The organism is Accumulibacter sp., from assembly GCF_036625275.1.
In the GTDB taxonomy this organism is placed as follows: Bacteria; Pseudomonadota; Gammaproteobacteria; order Burkholderiales; family Rhodocyclaceae; genus Accumulibacter.
This window is the reverse complement of the sequence record NZ_JAZKUD010000085.1, coordinates 1-17,762: the sequence shown is the minus strand read 5'-3', so window position 1 is coordinate 17,762 and position 17,762 is coordinate 1. Positions and strand designations below refer to the sequence as shown.

Here is a 17,762-nt window from a genome sequence, read left to right as displayed (position 1 = left end):
CCGGCGGATGTCCGGCGCGCCGTATCGCAATTGCTGAAGTGCCTGCAAGGACCGGCCCATGCCAGCCTCAGACGCGCCTTCGTGGTCTGGATCAACCGGATCGTCCTCCGACGGCTGATGCCCGGACAGGCTATTCCCGAAATCAACGAACTCCAGGAGATCGACACCATGCTTGCCGAAACCGTAGAAGGGTGGACCCAACAGTGGAAAGAGGAGGGGCTGCAGCAAGGTCTGCAGCAAGGTCTGCAGCAAGGTCTGCAGCAAGGCCGACAGGAAGGCCGACAGGAAGGCCGACAGGAAGGCCGACAGGAAGGCCGACAGGAAGGCGAAAGCGCCTTGCTGCAAAAGCAACTCGAACGTCGTTTTGGCCCCTTGCCCCGCTGGGTGCACGAGCGCCTTGGGCAAGCCAGCCCCGAGCAACTGGAGATCTGGGGCCTCGACCTGCTGGACGCTACCGGGCTCGACGACGTGTTCAAGGCATCCTGATCCGCCTTCCTCTGACCTGATTGATCCCCTGCGATGGTGGGTAATGATGGCGGGTAATCAAGGACTGGTCGAGAAAAGCTCATGCGCAGCGGGCGTATCGTTGCGACGGGAGAGTGGCGGAACAGCCCTTGCTGGACATGCCCGCCTCTCTTGTCCGTGTCGGTAAATCTTACAGAGGTTGGCGGAAAGACTGCGAGTGGTTTGCCAAGTGATTGTTTAGTAGATATAAGAGATTGGAAGGCATATATATTGCTTGGTGGTTGTCGGGCTGCTTGCTGCACGTCATCGTGCGTTTGAGCAGCCACAATGCGGCATAAACAGTTCGTGCGTCGGATTTGCCCACAGTGGTGGAGGCGAGGCCGTAAACACGTCAAGCTTCCACGTCGACCACACCCACCGGAGACCATTACATGAAATCAAAAATTCTCTCTCAAACCACGGGTATTACCCTGGCAATCTCGGTATTCGCCCTGTTCACTCAGGTGGCACAGGCGCAGACCGTCAGCGCGCCGTTCGCCGCCGATTATGCGCTGACCAATCTTGGCCCCGTCTCGTCACTTCCCTTTCCTTACGGCGGACTTACTTTCAAGGCAGGAGACCCGAACACCATCCTGATTGGCGGTAATGCCAACACGGCTGCGGGCTTGCTGTATTCGATCGGCGTCGTGCGTGGCGCCGACATGCACATTACCGGCTTTTCCGGCAGCGCCACAGCCGTCGGCACGGTTGGTGCCTTCAACGATGGCGGCGTGGTGTATGGTCCGGGCGGCGTACTGTTTACTTCACAGTGGCCGGAAAACAAGCTTGGGCAAACCAAACCTGGTAGCACCGGCGAGGACAAGGTGATTGACCTCACTCCGCTCGGCGTTGCCGGTTCCCATGCCGCACTCAATTTTGTTCCTGGCGGTTTCGGCGGCGCGTCGCAGATGAAACTGGTTTCATGGGAGGGCGGTGAATTCTACACGGCCACCTACGCACCGGATGGCAGCGGGACCTTTGACATCACCAGCATCACCCAGGTCGACCTCGACTCGTCGACACTGGCCATGGATAACCTGCCGGGTGGGCCGGAAGGCTTCGTCTATATCACGGCGGGCAACCCAGGTTTTTTCGCCAATGCGATGCTGGTTTCGGAATTCACCGATGGCAACGTGGTTGCGTACGACCTTGATAGTGAGGGCAACCCGCTGGTCGCGACACGACGTGAGTTGGTCATTGGGCTGGCCGGAGCGGAAGGTGCTGCCATCGATCCCTTGACTGGGGACTTCCTTTTCTCCACCTTCGGGACGGCCGAAGACCATGTGGTCGTGCTGCGCGGTTTTACCAAATTGCCGCCAGCCTTGCCGGAACCAGCCAGCGTGTTGCTCTTTGGTCTGGCGCTAGCTGGCCTGACGCTGCTGCGCAGCAGACCTCGTGGCCAGAAAGCGAGACTGGCGAAATAAGACCTGTCGGAGGCGCACGCTGGCGGCCAACGGCCGTCGGCAGGGTGGGGTAGCACCCCTGGCACAATCGGCGGAAACAGGAGATGGGCGGAACGCCCCCTGCGGGGCTTTCGCCCTACCGTTTTTTCGCGCACTACCTGCGTGGCGCCTGGCAGGATTTCCCGATTGACTGCGCACATGGAGATCCGGGATACTGGCATCGAGGCCGACGGGATGTCGAACTTCCTGTCCTTCATCGCCAGACCCTTTCTGAACAGTGAGATATTCGAATGAAAGAGACATTCATGGCTACCTTGCTCATCCTTGCCGCGGCATCCGCGACGGCGCAGGTCTCGGTTTCGGTGGGAGGTCCGGCTGGCGTCGATGTGAAAACCGGCGGCACCGGCGGGGTGAGCGTAAACACCGGCAATGGCACCAACGTCAATACCGGCAAGACTTCCACCAACACCAAAGGCAACGCCGTGTATGTGAATCCCGGCCAGAGTTCGTCATCGATCACGCATTCACCAGGCACCACCGTCACCACCCGCAAGGGCGATGACGATGCCAGCGGTATCAGCGTGGTCAATGGCAATGTGACGATCGACGGAGTCAAGGTACCCCCATCGGCAACCAGGTGGACAGGCAAGGACGGCACCAAGTACCGCATCAAGCGCTCGGGCAAGGGGAACGTCAGTGTCGAAGAGATTGATGACTGAGCCCTTGCGGTCTTTGGAGAGACAAACCTGTACGGGAGCCCGGAGATGCGGGAGGCGAGCGCCCGTGTGCCGGGAGCACTGACGGGGTTCGGGGATCGGCCGGTAAGACAGGCTCCCTTCTGATCGACGCTTCGAGGCGATGGCCGACGGCAATCAGTGCTCGCCAGCGGGTGTCCACTCGGCTGCAGCTGAGCGATGAAAGTCGCGTAGCGCGGTTCCAGCGGCGGGCGCAGATCAAGGGTACATTGACCTGGTTGGTTTCCCCTATCTGGTTTTCCATATCGATACTCCCAGCGATGCCCATGAACCTTCTCCCGTCAGCAAACGCGCTCGCTACGCCGGAGATCGCCGCTGCGACCTGGCGGCCGGGTGTTGCAGCGTGAGCGGCAAGGATCTTTTCGACTGGTTCGTGCCGCCACAGGCGCACGCAAACCCGCAGCTCGTGGCGCGTGCCAGGACAATCGCAGGGTCGCTGCTGACGATCTCGGGTGTGGTGTCGGTCCTGCTGACTGTTTTCATGCTTGTGCGCAGCGAGCCCAGCGCAATCGAGCTGGTGCTTTTTTCGGCCTCGATCGCAACCCCGGTGCTGGCGGCTGTCTCGATCCGCTTCACGTCCCACCCTTCGAGAATGCTCCTGCTCACCAACCTTGCCGGAATCGCTTACGTTGCGGTCTGGGCCGCAGTGACCGGCGGTGTTCTGTCAGTCGCCGTACCCTGGCTGATTGCGCTGCTTGCGACGCTCGGTACGTTCGGCAAGGCACGCATGCTGCTCGTTGCCTTCGTTGTCGACGTGGTTGTTCTTGTCGGCCTTTATCTGGGCAATCTGACCGGCCGCTTGCCGCCCAGCCTGCTGCCGGCCGAGGAGACGATGACCATGACTTTCCTTGCACAGCTTTCGTCGCTGGCGGTCGTCGCCATGGCAGCGCGGATCGTCGTGCGGGCGAGGGCCGCCGCCAGGGAAAGCATCCTGCAAGGCGAGCAGCACCTGCAGCGCATCGTTGATGGCATGCCGGCATCGATCGCCTATGCCGACCTCACGGGTACCGTTGAACGTTATTTATTCACCAATCGGCGTTTTGCCGATCTCTTCGGCAAAACGCCGGAGGAGATCAGCGGCATGACCATGGTTGATCTGCTTGGCGACGAGGTATACCACGAGGTCGCGACCTATCTGCAAAGAGTACGGCGCAAAGAAACCGTCGAATACGATCGCGCCTTGTCGATGCCCGACGGAACAAGGCGATACGATCGTGTGTGGCTGCTTCCTGACACGGCTGCAGACGCTTCGATACCCGGTGCCTATATCTTCGGCATCGACGACAGCGAACGCAATCGGGCATTGCTTGCCTTGCAGGAGAGTCAGGCCAAGCTGGCCGAGGCGCAGGCGATGGCCCATGTTGGCCATTGGGAATTCGACCTGCAGAGCGACCGCATGGAGTGGAGCGACGAGGTCTACCGTATCTATGGACACGAACCACGCAGCTTCGCACCGTTCTTTCATCCCGACTATGTGCGCGCTACCCACGTGGAAGACCGTCCAATGTTGCTCGCGGCGCTCAGGCAGATGCTGGCGATGTGCGCTCCGCTCGTTCTCGAGCACCGCATCGTGCGGCCGGATGGAGTCGAGCGGACGGTCGAAGTTCGCGCGCTGAAGTTGCATAGCAATTCCCTCGGCAAGCCCGTGAAGCTGGCCGGCATTGTCCAGGACGTTAGCGAGCGCAAGCAGATCGAGAGGGAACTGATTGCCGCCAAGGAGGCTGCCGAATCGGCGAGCCAGGCGAAATCGACGTTTCTGGCGAACATGAGCCATGAGATCAGGACGCCGATGAACGGGGTGATCGGGGTGGCGGAACTGTTGCTGCGCGAGCAACTACCAGAACAGGCGCGGCATTATGCACAGACCATCCAGCGCTCGGGGCGTGCGCTGCTGGCGGTGCTGGACGATGTGCTGGACCTCTCGAAAATCGAGGCCGGGCGGTTGGATCTGGAGTCGGCGAGGTTCGATCTGCCTGAGATGGTGCGCGAGATCAACGACCTCTTCGGCGAGGCGGCGCGTGCCAAGGGGGCAAGGCTGGTGGTGACGGTGGCGCAAAATACGCCGCGCTGGGTAATGGGCGACATGGTCAGGCTGCGGCAGGTGCTGTTGAACCTGGTGTCCAACGCCGTGAAGTTCTCGAAGAGAGGGACGATCGATGTTGCGGTGCATCGCGATGCCGACCTCATGGTGCATTTCGCGGTCAGGGACAACGGCATCGGCATTGCGCCGGAGAAGCAGGCACAGATATTCGAAGCGTTTGTGCAGGCCGACCAGGGAACGACGCGGCGCTTCGGCGGCACCGGACTGGGGCTGTCGATCGCGCGTGAGCTGGTACGCTTGATGGGCGGCAGGATCGGTTTGCAGAGCACGCCGGGCGAGGGATCGTGCTTCTGGTTCCGGGTGCAGCTACCGGAGGCTCCGGCGCCGACGACGGCGACGGAGTACCGGCTGTCGGCCGAGTCTTTCGTCAACCGGCGCATCCTTGTGGCCGAGGATGATCCGGTGAATGCCGAGGTGACACGGGCGATGCTGATGCACTACGGAATCGAGGTGGTGATGGCCGGTGATGGCGAGCAGGCGGTGGCCGAGCATGCGCGCCAGGCTTTCGATCTGATCCTGATGGACTGCCAGATGCCGGGGATTGACGGGTTCGAGGCAACCCGGCAGATTCGTCAGGCGGAAGAAGCGAGCGGCGCGGCGCGCACGCCGGTGGTTGCGCTCACCGCACACGCGATGGTGGGCTATCGTCAGCAGTGTCTGCAGGCCGGTATGGACGATTATCTCTCGAAGCCTTTCCAGGCCGCCGCGTTGCTGGACCTCCTCGGGCGGTGGTTATGAGAAAGTGTCGACTCATTTCGCCGCATTGCAATGGGCGCTTTCTTACGCAGTCCTTTCGACGCTGACGTCGCAAGGCAGCAGCCAGAACCTCAACAGGGCGAACCGTACCGCCGGGGCGTGGTACTTTCGGGTAACGTCACATACGGTTTGCAGATATGCGGAGTGCAGCGCTTTTCCGCTAAACCTGGAAACGACCGACCAACTCGTGCATCTCGGTCGCCAGACGCTTCATCTTTGCTGATGCGTCGGTCGCTTCACCTGTTGCGGCCGTATTGGCCTCGCCCATTGACACGATCCTTTCCACCTGCTGGGCGATCAACTCGCTGGCAGTGCTTTGTTCCTTGAGCGCGTTGGCGATGTCCGACGAAACGTCAACGACACGGATCGCTCTCTCGCGAATCTGAATGATCGATTCGCCTGCCTGACGAGCCCCTTCGGCATTGCTGTTCACCTGCCCCACCAGTTGCCGCATATCATCCAACGCGCGCTGCGTCTCTTCCTGGATTGCGCGAATGACTACGGAAATCTCCTTAGTTGCGGTTGTTGTCCGCTCCGCAAGTTTGCGCACCTCGTCGGCCACGACCGCAAAACCGCGTCCCTGCTCGCCAGCCCGAGCGGCTTCAATGGCGGCATTGAGCGCCAGCAGGTTGGTCTGATCGGCGATTTCCTTAATGACGTCGGTAGTGTTGCCGATCTGGTCAGTGCGCTTACCCAGTCCCTCCAGAGTATGCGACGCGCTCTGCACGGTTTCGGCGATGGCCACCATGTCGCAGACGGTCTTCTCGATCACCTGCCCACCGGTCACGGCCGTAGCCATGGACTGCCGCGCGATTTCCTGGGCGGTGGCAGAGGAATCGGCGACATGGGTGATGCTGACCGACATCTCTTCCACTGTCGCCGCGATCGATGACGTGGCATCATTCTGTTGCCCGGTTGCCGCTGCCAGTTGCCCGACCGATTGTGCCAGGTCAACAGAAGCGCCCGCGACATGCTCGCCGGTGTCCCGCATGTGCCTGACTACTGCCTGAAACTCGTCAAGCAGCGAATTCACACTCGACGCCACCTGCGCCATCTCGCTCTTTCCGGAAATCGGGATGCGGCGGCTGAGGTCAAGCGTGTCTCTGATCTTTGCAGTGGTTGTCTGGACACTGGCCATTTGCCCCGAGATCTGTTGAACCGTGATCACCACCACCGCGCCGGACAGAATGAAGGCGATCGCCATCAAGGCGATCAGCAGTCGGCGTGAGGATGCCAGCGACGCCTCCGAGGCGATCAATTGATGCTCAAGATGATCGATTTCGCTTTTCTCGAAAGTGGCCACCACCTTGGCGATGCCTTCCGTGGTCGCTCTGTCCCGGCCCTTGACCGCGACATCGACCTTCTTTCCAGCCTCGGGATCGCTCTTGTCAAAACTGCCGAGCGCCGTCTTGTAGGTGGTGCTGAGGGCTGCGTGATCCTGGATGAGCTTGTCGAGGTCGGCGATCAGCCCTGCGTTTGCCGGATGGGTCCTGAGTGTGTCGAGCGCGGTTCTCAGCCGCTCCTGAACAAACTTTTCCCTTTCCAGGAACGCCTTCTCATATCGAGAAAATTCCTGTTCCTGATTACCACGGATGAGAATATTTTTCCATTCCTGTACCTGCGTCTTGAACGCGACTGCGGCGGTCTGGATGTCGATCAGGGTTCCGATGCCCTGGCGTATTTCCACCAGATCGGCCCGTAGCTGGGTGTTGAAACGGGATAACTCGAAAATGCCGACGCCGCTGGCGATGACCATGCTGCCGACGGCAATCAGACCGAGGATCAGGACTCGGGCCTTGATCGTGAAATTGTGCATGTAGAAGACCTTTGTATGTTGGAAATGGCTGGTCGAGCCGCAATGTCATCACGGTGGCAGGCATTTGACAAGCGCCTTTCAGGTGCGGCGTGCCAGAGGCAGGGATAGTGTTGCTTGCGAGATTGCATCGGCAGCGCTTTGGTGTATTCTGGAGTCATTAATGATCCAGGGAGGCAGGATGAGCATACCGGCGACTACTTCACAGAGCACGACCGCCGATCGACCGTTCTCCGTTGACCGGTCGCTGCTGATCCGGCGCCTGCGCGAGGTGCTGCCGGCGCAGGCGCTGCTGTTCGAGGAAGAAGATCTGCGGCCGTACGATTGCGATGGCCTCACCGCCTTTCGGCAGTTGCCGCTGCTGGTCGCTTTGCCGGAGGACGAAGCGCAGGTGCAGGCGATTCTCCGGATCTGTCATGAGCTGCGCGCGCCGGTAGTGGCGCGCGGCGCTGCCACCGGTCTGTCGGGTGGTGCGACACCGCATCCGGATGGCGTACTGGTCGCGCTCGCCAAGCTCAAGAAGATCATCAGCGTCGATCCCGTGTCGCGGACTGCAGTGGTCCAGCCCGGTGTGCGCAATCTGGCGGTGTCCGAGGCAGCGGCGCCCTACGGTCTCCATTATGCCCCCGACCCTTCGTCGCAGATCGCCTGCACGATCGGCGGCAATGTCGCCGAGAACTCGGGTGGCGTGCATTGCCTGAAATATGGACTGACCGTTCATAATGTGCTGCGCGTGCGCGGCCTGAGCATGGAAGGCGAGATCGTCGAGTTCGGCAACGCGGCCCTCGATGCTCCCGGTTACGACCTGCTGGCGCTGCTCAACGGTTCGGAGGGTCTGCTGGCGCTGATCACCGAAATCACTGTCAAGCTGACCCCCAAGCCCGAACTGGCACAGGTGGTGGTCGCCTCGTTCGCCGACGTGCGGCGGGCCGGCGACGCGGTTGCCAGCATCATTGCCGCCGGTATCATTCCGGCCGGCCTCGAGATGATGGACAGGAGAGCCATTCTGGCTGTCGAACCCTACGCCAATGCCGGTTACGACAGGGATGCCGAAGCGATCCTGCTCTGCGAATCGGATGGCACGCCTGAAGAGGTCGCCGAGGAAATCGGGCGGATGACGGCGGTGCTCGAAATGAGCGGTGCTGCCGGGATTCGCGTTTCGCAGAATGAAGCCGAGCGGCTCAGGTTCTGGGCCGGGCGCAAGGCGGCGTTTCCGGCGGTCGGTCGCCTGACCCCCGACTATCTGTGCATGGACGGCACGATTCCGAGGAAGCATCTGGCCGATATGCTCGAAGCGATCGCCGCTCTTTCCGCGAAGTACGCGCTGCGTTGTGCCAACGTCTTTCACGCCGGCGACGGGAATCTGCACCCGCTGATCATGTACGACGCCAACCAGCCGGGAGAACTCGAGCGGGCGACAGCCTTTGGTGCCGAGATCCTCGAACTGTCGGTACGTTTCGGTGGCACCATCACCGGTGAACATGGGGTGGGCATCGAAAAAATCGATCTTATGGCCGAGCAGTTCACGCTCGCCGAGATCGGCGCTTTCCATCGCCTCAAGGCGGCTTTCGACGAGCATGGCCTGCTCAATCCCGGCAAGGGCGTGCCGACGCTGGCGCGCTGCCGGGAATACACGCTGGCGCGCGTCGGCGGCGAGCAAAATACAATGAACTCGATGAACTCTTCGCGGCAGTGATGGATTCCCTGATCGAAAACTGGACGGCGCGCATCAGCGACGCTGCTGGCCGTGGTGGCAAGCTGGCGATTCGCGGTGGCGGCAGCAAGACTTTTTACGGTGGATGGGAACAAGGCGAGCGGCTCGACGTTGCGGCCTATCGAGGGATCGTCGCTTACGAACCGACTGAACTGGTGGTCAGCGCGCGTGCCGGCACGCCGCTTGTCGAATTGACCGCGACGCTGGCCGAAAAGGAACAATGGCTGGCTTTCGAACCGCCGCATTTCGCGCCGACGGCGACCGTCGGCGGCATGCTTGCCAGCGGCCTGTCGGGTCCACGCCGGCAGGCGGTTGGTGCCGTCCGTGATTTCGTTCTCGGCGTCAAACTGTTGAATGGTCTGGGCGAGGTGCTCTCCTTCGGCGGCCAGGTGATGAAGAACGTCGCCGGTTACGATGTCTCGCGGTTGCTGGCCGGCAGCCTGGGAACGCTCGGCGTGGTGCTCGAGGTGTCGTTGAAAGTGCTGCCGCTGCCGATGGCCGAGAAGAGCCTGCGATTTGTGATCGACGAAGCGACCGCGCTGCAGAAACTCAATCAGTGGGGCGGGCGACCCCTGCCGATTTCGGCATCGGCCTGGCACGATGGGATACTGACGCTGCGCCTGTCGGGTGCCGCCGCCGCGGTCACTGCCGCAGAGCGCTTGCTTGCCGGCGAGTGGGTGGACGCCGCCGAGGCCGAAGTCTATTGGCAATCGCTGCGCGAGCAGACGCACGCCTTTTTTGCCGGCGACGCGCCGCTGTGGCGTCTCTCACTCCCGTCGGTGGCGCCACCACAGGGGTTCGGAGCGACGCTGATCGAATGGGGCGGCGCGCAGCGCTGGCTGCGTGCCGGCGATGCGCGCGCGCTGCGTGCGGCTGCGGCAAAAGCCGGTGGGCACGCAACGCTGTTCCGGGGCGATGAGGCCTTGAAGGCCGCGGTCGGTGTTTTCCAGCCCTTGCCCGCGCCGCTCGCGCAAATTCACCGCCATCTCAAGCACGCCTTCGACCCACAGGGGGTCTTCAACCCCGGCCGAATGTACCCGGATTTCTGAAAGTTCGCCAAGCATGCAAACCCATCTGGCCGATTTCATCAAGGACACGCCGGTCGGGCGTGAGGCGGACGCGATTCTGCGTAGCTGCGTGCACTGCGGCTTCTGCAACGCCACCTGTCCCACTTTCCAGTTGCTCGGGGACGAGCTCGACGGGCCGCGTGGCCGCATCTATCTGATCAAGGAGATGCTCGAAGGGCAGCCGGTGACTGCAAGGACACAGATCCACCTCGACCGCTGTCTGACCTGTCGGGCCTGCGAAAGCACCTGCCCGTCGGGAGTCAACTACCACCGCCTGTACGAGATCGGACGCGCCGTCATGGAGCAGCGCGTACCGCGTTCGCTGGCTGCACGGGCAACGCGTTCGCTGCTGCGCGAAGCGCTGCCGCGCCGCTGGATGTTCAAGCCGGCGGTTCGTATCGGCCAACTGCTGCGGCCGCTGTTGCCAGGCATGCTCGCCGACAAGGTGCCGATGCCTGCGGGCGCTCGCATCGGCGCATGGCCGCGGCCGGCTGCACACTCGCGTCGGATGGTTGCGCTGGCCGGTTGTGTGCAGCCGGCGCTGGCACCCGATACCAATGCGGCGACCGCACGCGTTCTCGACCGGCTCGGCATCGAATTGGTCGAGGTGGCCGGTGCCGCCTGTTGCGGCGCCTTGCGCTACCACCTCAATGCCCCGGAGAAAGCCCTCGACGACATGCGGCGTGTCATCGATGCCTGGTGGCAGGAACTCGAGAGTGGGCGCGTCGAGGGTTTTGTGATGACCGCAGCAGGTTGTGGCGCGCAGGTGCGCGAGTATGCTGCACTGCTCAAACACGACCCGGCCTACACCGACAAGGCGGCCAGAATTGCGGCGATGACGCGCGATGCCTCCGAGGTGCTCGCCGCCGAGCAGCCTCGCCTGCTCGAGTTGCTGCGCAAAGCCAGGGCCGGTGTCGGCAAGCGGGTGGCCTTTCACTCGCCCTGCACCTTGCAGCATGCGCAGAAGATTCGCGGGGTCGTCGAAGCGCTGTTAACGGCCGCCGGCTACCAGCTTGCGCCGGTCGCCGATGCGCACCTGTGCTGCGGTTCGGCGGGCACCTATGCGATTACCCAGCCGGTTCTCGCCAGGCAGTTGCGGGATCAGAAGCTGGCGGCGCTCCATGCCGGTTCTCCGGATCTGCTGGCCACGGCCAATGTCGGCTGCCAGATGCACTTGCAAAGCGGCAGCACGCTGCCGGTACGGCACTGGATCGAACTGATCGACGAGCGTTTGCGTACCGCCTCCTGAAGCGTACAGACCACCAGACACGTACAGGAAGGAGAGCGATGTTCATCGACCGTCAGACTAGCAGTTACGATGCCTTGTGCCGAAGTTTTCGCTGGCAGCTTCCCGAGAGCTTCAACATCGGCGTCGACCTCTGCGGCCGCTGGGCCGAGGACCGCAGCCGCTTTGCGCTGTACTACGAGGACGAGAGCGGTTTCTCTTCGGCGTATACCTTCTGGGACATTCAGCGTCAGGCCAACCGTCTTTCCAACGTGCTGGCGGCACTCGGCACGCTGTCTGGGGACCGGGTGGCGCTGATCCTGCCGCAGTGTCCGGAGGCAGCCATTGCGCATGTCGCGATCTATCAGATGGGCGCACTGGCCGTCCCCCTGTCGCCGCTCTGCACGCCGGATGCGCTCGCATACTGCCTCGGCGACGCGGGCGCGCACCTGGCCATCGTCGATGCGGCGACACTGCCGACGTTGCGGCAACTGCGCGACCAGTTGCCGCAACTGCAGCATCTGCTCGGCGTCGGCGCAGTCGTCGGCCAGGATCTCAAGCGCTGGGAAGAAGTGCTCGAACACGCTTCAGTACGTTACACAACGGCAGCGACCGCGGCCCATGATCCGGCGCTGATCCTCTACCCCAGCGGCAGAACGGCCAGACCGAAGGGGGTACTGCTGGCGCATCGCACGCTGCTCGGCAGTCTCAGCGGCTATGTCTGCTCGCATGAGTTCTTTCCGCAGCCGCGTGACCTGTTCTGGTCGCCCGCCGACTGGGCGAGCACTGCGGGTCTTTGCGATGGTTGGTGGCCGACCTGGTACTTCGGGATGCCGCTACTCGTTTACCCAGGACGTTTTGACGCAGCCAGGGCGTTTGCCCTGATCGAGAAATACGGTGTGCGCAACAGCTTGTTCTCCGCCAGCGCCCTGCAGCGGATGATGGAAGCGGTTCCCGATCCGAAGGCGATCTACGATCTCGACCTGCGCACGCTGGTCAGCACTGGTGGACCAGTCTCTGTCGCGGTGTCTCACTGGGCCAGGGAGAAGCTCGGGGTGACGATCAACGAATCCTTCGGGCAAACCGGGATCAGCCATGTGCTTGGCCATTGCGCTTCGCGCTGGCCGGCGAAACCGGGAGCGATGGGCCGTCCGTACCCTGGGCATCGGCTGGCGGTCGTCGATCGCCAGGGCCAGGTCCTGCCGCCGGGCGAAGTTGGCGAGCTCGCCGTGCATCGGCAGTGCAACGCGGAAGACGATCCGGTGATCATGCTCGGGTATTGGCGGAGCCCCGAGGCAACGGCCGGGAAGTTCATTACTGATGGCTGGGTCCTGACCGGCGATCTCGCGAAGATCGATGCGGAAGGCGATTTCTGGTACCAGGGGCGTGCCGAGGTGTTCGACTCCGATGGCCAACCCATGCAACGCTGAAAGCGATAGAATTCGCCGCTGTTCTGCCGACTGACCGCCGCCGTCAGCCCCTCGTGGCCAGGCATGGCAGCAAGGTCAGAAGGGGTTTTCATGAGGGAAACGACTGAAAGCCGTGCCACCGGGAGGTTTACGCGATGCCGATTACGATTGACGCCTGTGTCGCCCAGCATCAGGGGGATCGCCGCGAACAGCAAGACCGCGCGGCGATCATGCCGCATCCCAAAGGCGGGGGCGTGACGCTGGCGGTCGTGGCGGACGGCATGGGCGGCCATGCCGGGGGGGTGATCGCTGCCCGGCAGGTGATCCATACCGCTCGCAACAATCTGGAAGGTTTTTCCGCACGCACCGAATCGGCACGCGTGCTGCTGGAATCAAGCATCAATGAAGCGCACATGCTGATCAAGACGTCGCGTTTCATCAACGAGAAGGATCCGCACAGCACCGTCGTGATGCTGCTGTTGCAGCCGGGCAAGGCGAGTTGGGCGCATTGCGGTGACAGCCGTATTTATCATTTTCGGGGCGAAAACCTGGTCTTTCGCAGTACCGATCATTCCTATGTCGGGCAACTGGTGGTGCAGGGCAGAATCACGTCAGAGCAAGCCCTCGTGCATCCCAATCGAAACATTCTGTTGACTTCGCTGGGGGGAGTCGAAGCACCCAAGATCGCTTTTGGCGAGGCTGATGGCCTGCAGGCAGGGGATACCTTTTTGCTCTGCTCGGATGGTCTGTGGGCCTATTTCAGCGATCAGGAACTGGGGTGGGTGATCAATGGCTCGACGTCGGCGCGCGAAGCCTCCGAGTTGCTGATCGGCCGGGCACGGGCGCTTGGCAGCGGGGATGGCGACAACATCTCGATCGCGATCCTGAAGCTGCTTGAGGCGCCGCTTGCCTAACGGTCATGGCTTTTCCAGGCACCCCGATCATGACTCCACCTGCTCATTCACCAATCACATCGGTATTGGCCGGCGGGACAAAGCGGAACAGCGAAGGCGCCAACTGCGGATTGCGTTCAAAGCGGGCAAAGCGCAGCAAGGTGGTCTGGCCGAGGCTGTCGAGCAACTCCATTGCCCTGAGCTCCTTATGGGCAAAACCGAGGCGAACCTTCTCGAAGCCGCTGTCCTGCGCTTTGGGGGTCGCCTCGATCCACTCCAGCCCATCATGATCACCCGCCTCGCGCAGAATGAAGTTCCTTTCGATCGTACTGTCCCCGGCGAGCAGTGCCGCCGGCGTCCCGCCGATCGCCGTGCCAGCGTTCCTGACCGTCACCTGGCGGAGGTCCGGATCATGGAGCCAGACTTTCTCTCCATCGCCCACCAGCAACTGGCTGTAAGGCTTCTCGATCTGCCAGCGAAACTTGCCTGGGCGCGAAAACATCATGACGCCGCTCGACGTTTGCGCCTGGCGTCCGTTTTTGGCCACCACTGTCTGCGCGAAATCGGCGCGTACCGTCCGCGTTGATTCGAGGAACTGGTGCAGCTTGTCGATCGCTCCGGCGTCGGCTGCCTGGGCAGCCAGCAGGCAGGCGGTGGCGAGGAGTGTGCGGCGAATCATGTCAGTCATTCCTCTTCCTTGCGGGCCAGGACTTCGCGACTGCCACGGGCATCCATGGCAGAAACCAGCCCGGCTTTTTCCATGGCCTCGATCAAGCGTGCCGAGCGGTTGTAGCCGATGCGCAAGTGGCGCTGTACCAGCGAAATCGATGCGCGGCGATTCTTCAGCACCACTTCGACCGCCTGGTCATAGACCGGGTCGGCTTCGCCATCGCTATCCTGGCCTTCACTACCGCTGGCGTCGTCGCCTTCGCTGTCTGCCCCGGCCCCGGCGAGAACGCCTTCGACGTAATCCGGAACTCCCGTTTTTTTCAGGTAGTCGACCACCCGATGCACTTCTTCGTCGGCGACAAAAGCGCCATGGACGCGTGTCGGATAACCGGTTCCAGGTGCCAGATAGAGCATGTCGCCCTGGCCGAGCAGGGCCTCGGCACCCATCTGATCGAGAATGGTGCGTGAATCGATCTTTGACGACACCTGGAAAGAGATGCGGGTAGGTATGTTGGCCTTGATCAGGCCGGTGATGACATCGACCGATGGCCGCTGCGTCGCCAGAATCAGGTGGATTCCCGATGCGCGCGCTTTCTGGGCGAGACGGGCGATCAGTTGCTCGACGGTCTTGCCGGAAAGCATCATCAGATCGGCGAGTTCGTCGATGACCACTACGATGAACGGTAGACAGGACAGCGGTTCGGGGTTGTCCGGAGTCAGCGACACCGGGTTGGCGATTTTCTCACCGTTTTTCGCGGCATCACGGATGCGTTGATTGAGGCCGGCCAGATTGCGTACGCCCATCACCGACATCAGCTTGTAGCGCTTGTCCATTTCGCCAACACACCAGTTGAGGGCGTTGGCGGCATGTTTCATGTCCACCACCACCGGTGCGAGCAGGTGCGGGATGCCCTCGTAGATGGACAGTTCGAGCATTTTCGGGTCGACCAGGATCAGCCGTACCTGGTCTGGACCAGCCTTGTAGAGCAGCGAAAGGATCATCGCGTTGATGCCGACCGATTTGCCCGATCCAGTCGTTCCGGCAACCAGCAGATGCGGCATCCTGGCCAGGTCAACGACCAGGGGTTGGCCGCTGATATCCTTGCCCAGGGTCATCGTCAGTGGCGAGTCCATGTCGTGATATTCCTTGCTGGAGATGATTTCCAGCAAGCGGACCATCTGTCGCTTGGGATTCGGGAGTTCAAGTGCCATCGACGATTTGCCCGGTACCGTTTCGACGACACGTACCGATACCAGCGACAGCGAACGCGCCAGATCCTTGGCCAGATTGACGATCTGGGCGCCCTTCACGCCGACTGCCGGCTCGATTTCGTAACGCGTGATCACCGGCCCGGGATAGGCGGCGGTGACCGCCACCTGCACGCCAAAGTCGGCAAGTTTTCTTTCGATCAGACGTGAGGTGTATTCAAGCGTCTCGGGACTGACGCGACTGCTCTGCAAGGGCGCTGGTTCAAGCAGATGCACCGGCGGCAGGGATGCCTCGACGACTTCCGGGAGCGGCAGCGGTTGCCCACGGTCGATTCGTTTCTCCCCCTTCGACAGCCGTGGCGTGATGACTTCGGGAGCCTCCGTCAGGGTTGGCTCGTGATCGATGGGATGGCCGGTTTCTGGCCGTGGCGATGCCGGTGAATCGGGCTCGTGGTGCAAGGCCGGTGAGTCGTCGATGGGTTTGCCGGTTGTTGGCGGTAGCGGCGCAAGCAAGTCGCGCTCGTCGTTCAGGGTCGGCTCCTGACTGCGTTTGCCGGCCTTGACCGGTAGCGGGCGAGAACTGGCCAGCGTGGAACTTTCGGTCAGCGTGGGTTCGTGCGTTTCGCCGCGCTTCTTCTCGCCCTCGATGACCGCCTCGCGCTCGCGTGCGACCTCGCGTCCGATGCGCCGGTCCTGCCAGCGTTCGAGCCACTGGTAGAGGCCGACGACGATCGCTTCCAGGAGTGCGCCGGCACGTTCGGCAGTGGTGATCCACGACATCCCGGAGAAAATGCTCCAGCCAAGCATCAGCAGAGCGAACAGGGCCAGCGTCGCACCGGTATAACCCAGATAACGCACGACCACAGCGCCGAGCTCGATGCCGATGACGCCGCCAGGGCCAACCGGCAGCGTTGCTTTGAGCGTATAGAAACGCAGATTCTCGAGTCCGCTGCTGGCGATGATCAGGACCAGAAAGCCGGCCAGGCAAATGTACAGCGGACGTCGATCGGTCGGATGCTGGCCTTCGAGACGTCGATACCCCCACCAGACAAAGACCAGCAGCAGGACGATCCACCACCACGCCGAAAGGCCGAAGACAAAAAGCATCAAATCGGCCAGCCAGGCGCCGCTACGGCCAGCCGGGTTGTGCAGCGTTGCCGTGCGTACGGCGTGCGACCAGCCGGGATCGGAGGGATGGTAGCCCCACAGCGCAAGCGCCAGGAAGGTGGCGACGACGATCAGGATCAGCCAGCGCGACTCCTGCAGGAGTGCGGCGATTTTTTCCGGGAGCGGACTCGGTGCTCTGGACGGAAAGGGCATCCTGCCGGCAAGTTTGTTCAGCAAAGCCATCAGCGGTTTCTGGTGTGGGGAGTTACGCTTGGGAAGCGGGACCTGCCGGGGAAGGCAGGCGTTTTTCGAGAATGACGGTTCGGCCTTCTTCGACCCGGAAGTAACCGCGATTTTCGAGATCCTTCATGACTCGACTGACCATCTCGCGTGAGGCGCCGATCATCTTGGCAATATCCTGCTTGGTCAGCCGTCGCCGGATCACGCGCTGACCGCGCTCCTCTTCGGAAAAGTCGATCAGCAACTTGGCGACGCGGCCGTAGACGTCGAGCAGTGCCAGACTCTCGATGTTGCGGTCGGCTTCGCGCAAACGCTGCACGAGGCTTTTCATGATATTGAGGCAAAGGTCAAAGTTTTCGGCCAGGCAGCGCTTGAAGTCGTTTTTGGTAATGACCAGCAATTCACAGGTCTCAGTAGCCATGACATCGGCCGAACGCGGGCTACCGTCGATCAGCCCCATTTCTCCGAAGAACTCGCCGGGGCCGAGCAGGGTCAGAATCACTTCTCGTCCCTCTTCGTCGCTGTTGAGCACCTTGGCGCCACCGCTGATCAACACATAGAGCGAATCGGTACTGTCGCCGGCGCGGACGATGGTGGTCTGGCGTGGTACCCGACGATGGAAGGCGACCTTGGCGATCTGTTCGAGTTGTGCATCGGGAACGCCGGCAAATATCGGTATGCTGTGCAGCAAAGTCAGGCTGGGTCCTCTCCTGGGTTGCTCAACGGCAGTGTTCATGGGCCATTCTTTCATCAAGTGAAGTGATTTCTATCAAGGGCTTGCGCCGCGATTATAAGGCACTTGGAAGATTTTCGAAGCACTGCCGCAATGAACTTGGCCGCGAAGGGGCCAGCGTTGCCGGTTATAATTTTTCTGTGACCCACGACCAGAGCCCATCG

The 17,762-nt window shown here is 61.9% G+C and carries 13 protein-coding genes; 9 read left to right on the top strand and 4 right to left on the bottom strand.

Annotated features, from left to right (window positions below; genetic code table 11):
- The 4 genes from V5B39_RS18365 to V5B39_RS18350 all read left to right on the top strand — a co-directional run.
- A partial coding sequence (locus tag V5B39_RS18365; RefSeq protein WP_332344317.1) for a DUF4351 domain-containing protein occupies positions 1 to 486 on the top strand: 486 nt, incomplete at its 5' end.
- A 410-nt stretch (positions 487 to 896) separates the two neighbouring features.
- Positions 897 to 1,928, top strand: coding sequence for a PEP-CTERM sorting domain-containing protein (locus tag V5B39_RS18360; RefSeq protein ID WP_332344316.1), 1,032 nt, complete (start codon positions 897 to 899; stop codon positions 1,926 to 1,928).
- 284 nt (positions 1,929 to 2,212) lie between these two features.
- The gene (locus V5B39_RS18355; RefSeq protein ID WP_332344315.1) at positions 2,213 to 2,626 is read left to right on the top strand and encodes a hypothetical protein; all 414 of its coding nucleotides are present in this window, start codon (positions 2,213 to 2,215) and stop codon (positions 2,624 to 2,626) included.
- 379 nt (positions 2,627 to 3,005) lie between these two features.
- Positions 3,006 to 5,501, top strand: a complete 2,496-nt coding sequence (locus V5B39_RS18350; RefSeq protein WP_332344314.1) for an ATP-binding protein — start codon at positions 3,006 to 3,008, stop codon at positions 5,499 to 5,501.
- 178 nt (positions 5,502 to 5,679) lie between these two features.
- Here V5B39_RS18350 and V5B39_RS18345 read toward each other — a convergent pair whose 3' ends face one another.
- A complete protein-coding gene (locus tag V5B39_RS18345) occupies positions 5,680 to 7,335 on the bottom strand; it encodes a methyl-accepting chemotaxis protein (RefSeq protein WP_332344313.1) in 1,656 nt (551 codons plus the stop codon).
- A 178-nt stretch (positions 7,336 to 7,513) separates the two neighbouring features.
- On the opposite strand from V5B39_RS18345, the gene V5B39_RS18340 reads away from it, so the two are divergent.
- The 5 genes from V5B39_RS18340 (at position 7,514) to V5B39_RS18320 (ending at position 13,661) form a co-directional block, all read left to right on the top strand.
- Entirely contained in the window at positions 7,514 to 9,028 is a 1,515-nt protein-coding gene (locus V5B39_RS18340) for an FAD-linked oxidase C-terminal domain-containing protein (protein ID WP_332344318.1), read from the top strand.
- Positions 9,028 to 10,095 (top strand): glycolate oxidase subunit GlcE, encoded by a 1,068-nt coding sequence (glcE, locus tag V5B39_RS18335; RefSeq protein WP_332344312.1) that lies wholly within the window; start codon positions 9,028 to 9,030, stop codon positions 10,093 to 10,095. Before V5B39_RS18340 ends, glcE begins: the two co-directional genes overlap by 1 nt.
- 13 nt (positions 10,096 to 10,108) lie before the next feature.
- Positions 10,109 to 11,362 carry a glycolate oxidase subunit GlcF gene (gene glcF / locus V5B39_RS18330; RefSeq protein ID WP_332344311.1) on the top strand — a complete coding sequence of 418 codons (1,254 nt, stop codon included), beginning with the start codon at positions 10,109 to 10,111 and terminating at the stop codon, positions 11,360 to 11,362.
- 38 nt (positions 11,363 to 11,400) lie between these two features.
- Positions 11,401 to 12,768 carry an AMP-binding protein gene (locus V5B39_RS18325; RefSeq protein WP_332344310.1) on the top strand — a complete coding sequence of 456 codons (1,368 nt, stop codon included), beginning with the start codon at positions 11,401 to 11,403 and terminating at the stop codon, positions 12,766 to 12,768.
- Positions 12,769 to 12,902: 134 nt separating this feature from the next.
- The gene (locus tag V5B39_RS18320; RefSeq protein WP_332344309.1) at positions 12,903 to 13,661 is read left to right on the top strand and encodes a PP2C family protein-serine/threonine phosphatase; all 759 of its coding nucleotides are present in this window, start codon (positions 12,903 to 12,905) and stop codon (positions 13,659 to 13,661) included.
- Positions 13,662 to 13,704: 43 nt separating this feature from the next.
- On the opposite strand, the gene lolA is transcribed toward V5B39_RS18320, so the two are convergent.
- The 3 genes from lolA to V5B39_RS18305 are packed head-to-tail and all read right to left on the bottom strand — an operon-like array spanning position 13,705 to position 17,601.
- Entirely contained in the window at positions 13,705 to 14,319 is a 615-nt protein-coding gene (gene lolA / locus V5B39_RS18315; RefSeq protein ID WP_434735722.1) for an outer membrane lipoprotein chaperone LolA, read from the bottom strand.
- A 5-nt stretch (positions 14,320 to 14,324) separates the two neighbouring features.
- Positions 14,325 to 16,868 (bottom strand): DNA translocase FtsK 4TM domain-containing protein, encoded by a 2,544-nt coding sequence (locus V5B39_RS18310; RefSeq protein WP_332344307.1) that lies wholly within the window; start codon positions 16,866 to 16,868, stop codon positions 14,325 to 14,327.
- A 22-nt stretch (positions 16,869 to 16,890) separates the two neighbouring features.
- Positions 16,891 to 17,601, bottom strand: a complete 711-nt coding sequence (locus V5B39_RS18305; RefSeq protein WP_332344306.1) for a Crp/Fnr family transcriptional regulator — start codon at positions 17,599 to 17,601, stop codon at positions 16,891 to 16,893.
- Positions 17,602 to 17,762 lie beyond the last annotated feature (161 nt).

Coding starts and splice junctions, on each gene's coding strand:
- V5B39_RS18360 (WP_332344316.1), top strand. CDS start 897: ATGAAATCAAAAATTCTCTCTCAAACCACGGGTATTACCCTGGCAATC.
- V5B39_RS18320 (WP_332344309.1), top strand. CDS start 12,903: ATGCCGATTACGATTGACGCCTGTGTCGCCCAGCATCAGGGGGATCGC.
- V5B39_RS18340 (WP_332344318.1), top strand. CDS start 7,514: ATGAGCATACCGGCGACTACTTCACAGAGCACGACCGCCGATCGACCG.
- glcF (WP_332344311.1), top strand. CDS start 10,109: ATGCAAACCCATCTGGCCGATTTCATCAAGGACACGCCGGTCGGGCGT.
- V5B39_RS18325 (WP_332344310.1), top strand. CDS start 11,401: ATGTTCATCGACCGTCAGACTAGCAGTTACGATGCCTTGTGCCGAAGT.
- V5B39_RS18355 (WP_332344315.1), top strand. CDS start 2,213: ATGGCTACCTTGCTCATCCTTGCCGCGGCATCCGCGACGGCGCAGGTC.
- V5B39_RS18310 (WP_332344307.1), bottom strand. CDS start 16,868: ATGGCTTTGCTGAACAAACTTGCCGGCAGGATGCCCTTTCCGTCCAGA.
- V5B39_RS18345 (WP_332344313.1), bottom strand. CDS start 7,335: ATGCACAATTTCACGATCAAGGCCCGAGTCCTGATCCTCGGTCTGATT.
- glcE (WP_332344312.1), top strand. CDS start 9,028: ATGGATTCCCTGATCGAAAACTGGACGGCGCGCATCAGCGACGCTGCT.
- lolA (WP_434735722.1), bottom strand. CDS start 14,319: ATGATTCGCCGCACACTCCTCGCCACCGCCTGCCTGCTGGCTGCCCAG.
- V5B39_RS18305 (WP_332344306.1), bottom strand. CDS start 17,601: ATGAACACTGCCGTTGAGCAACCCAGGAGAGGACCCAGCCTGACTTTG.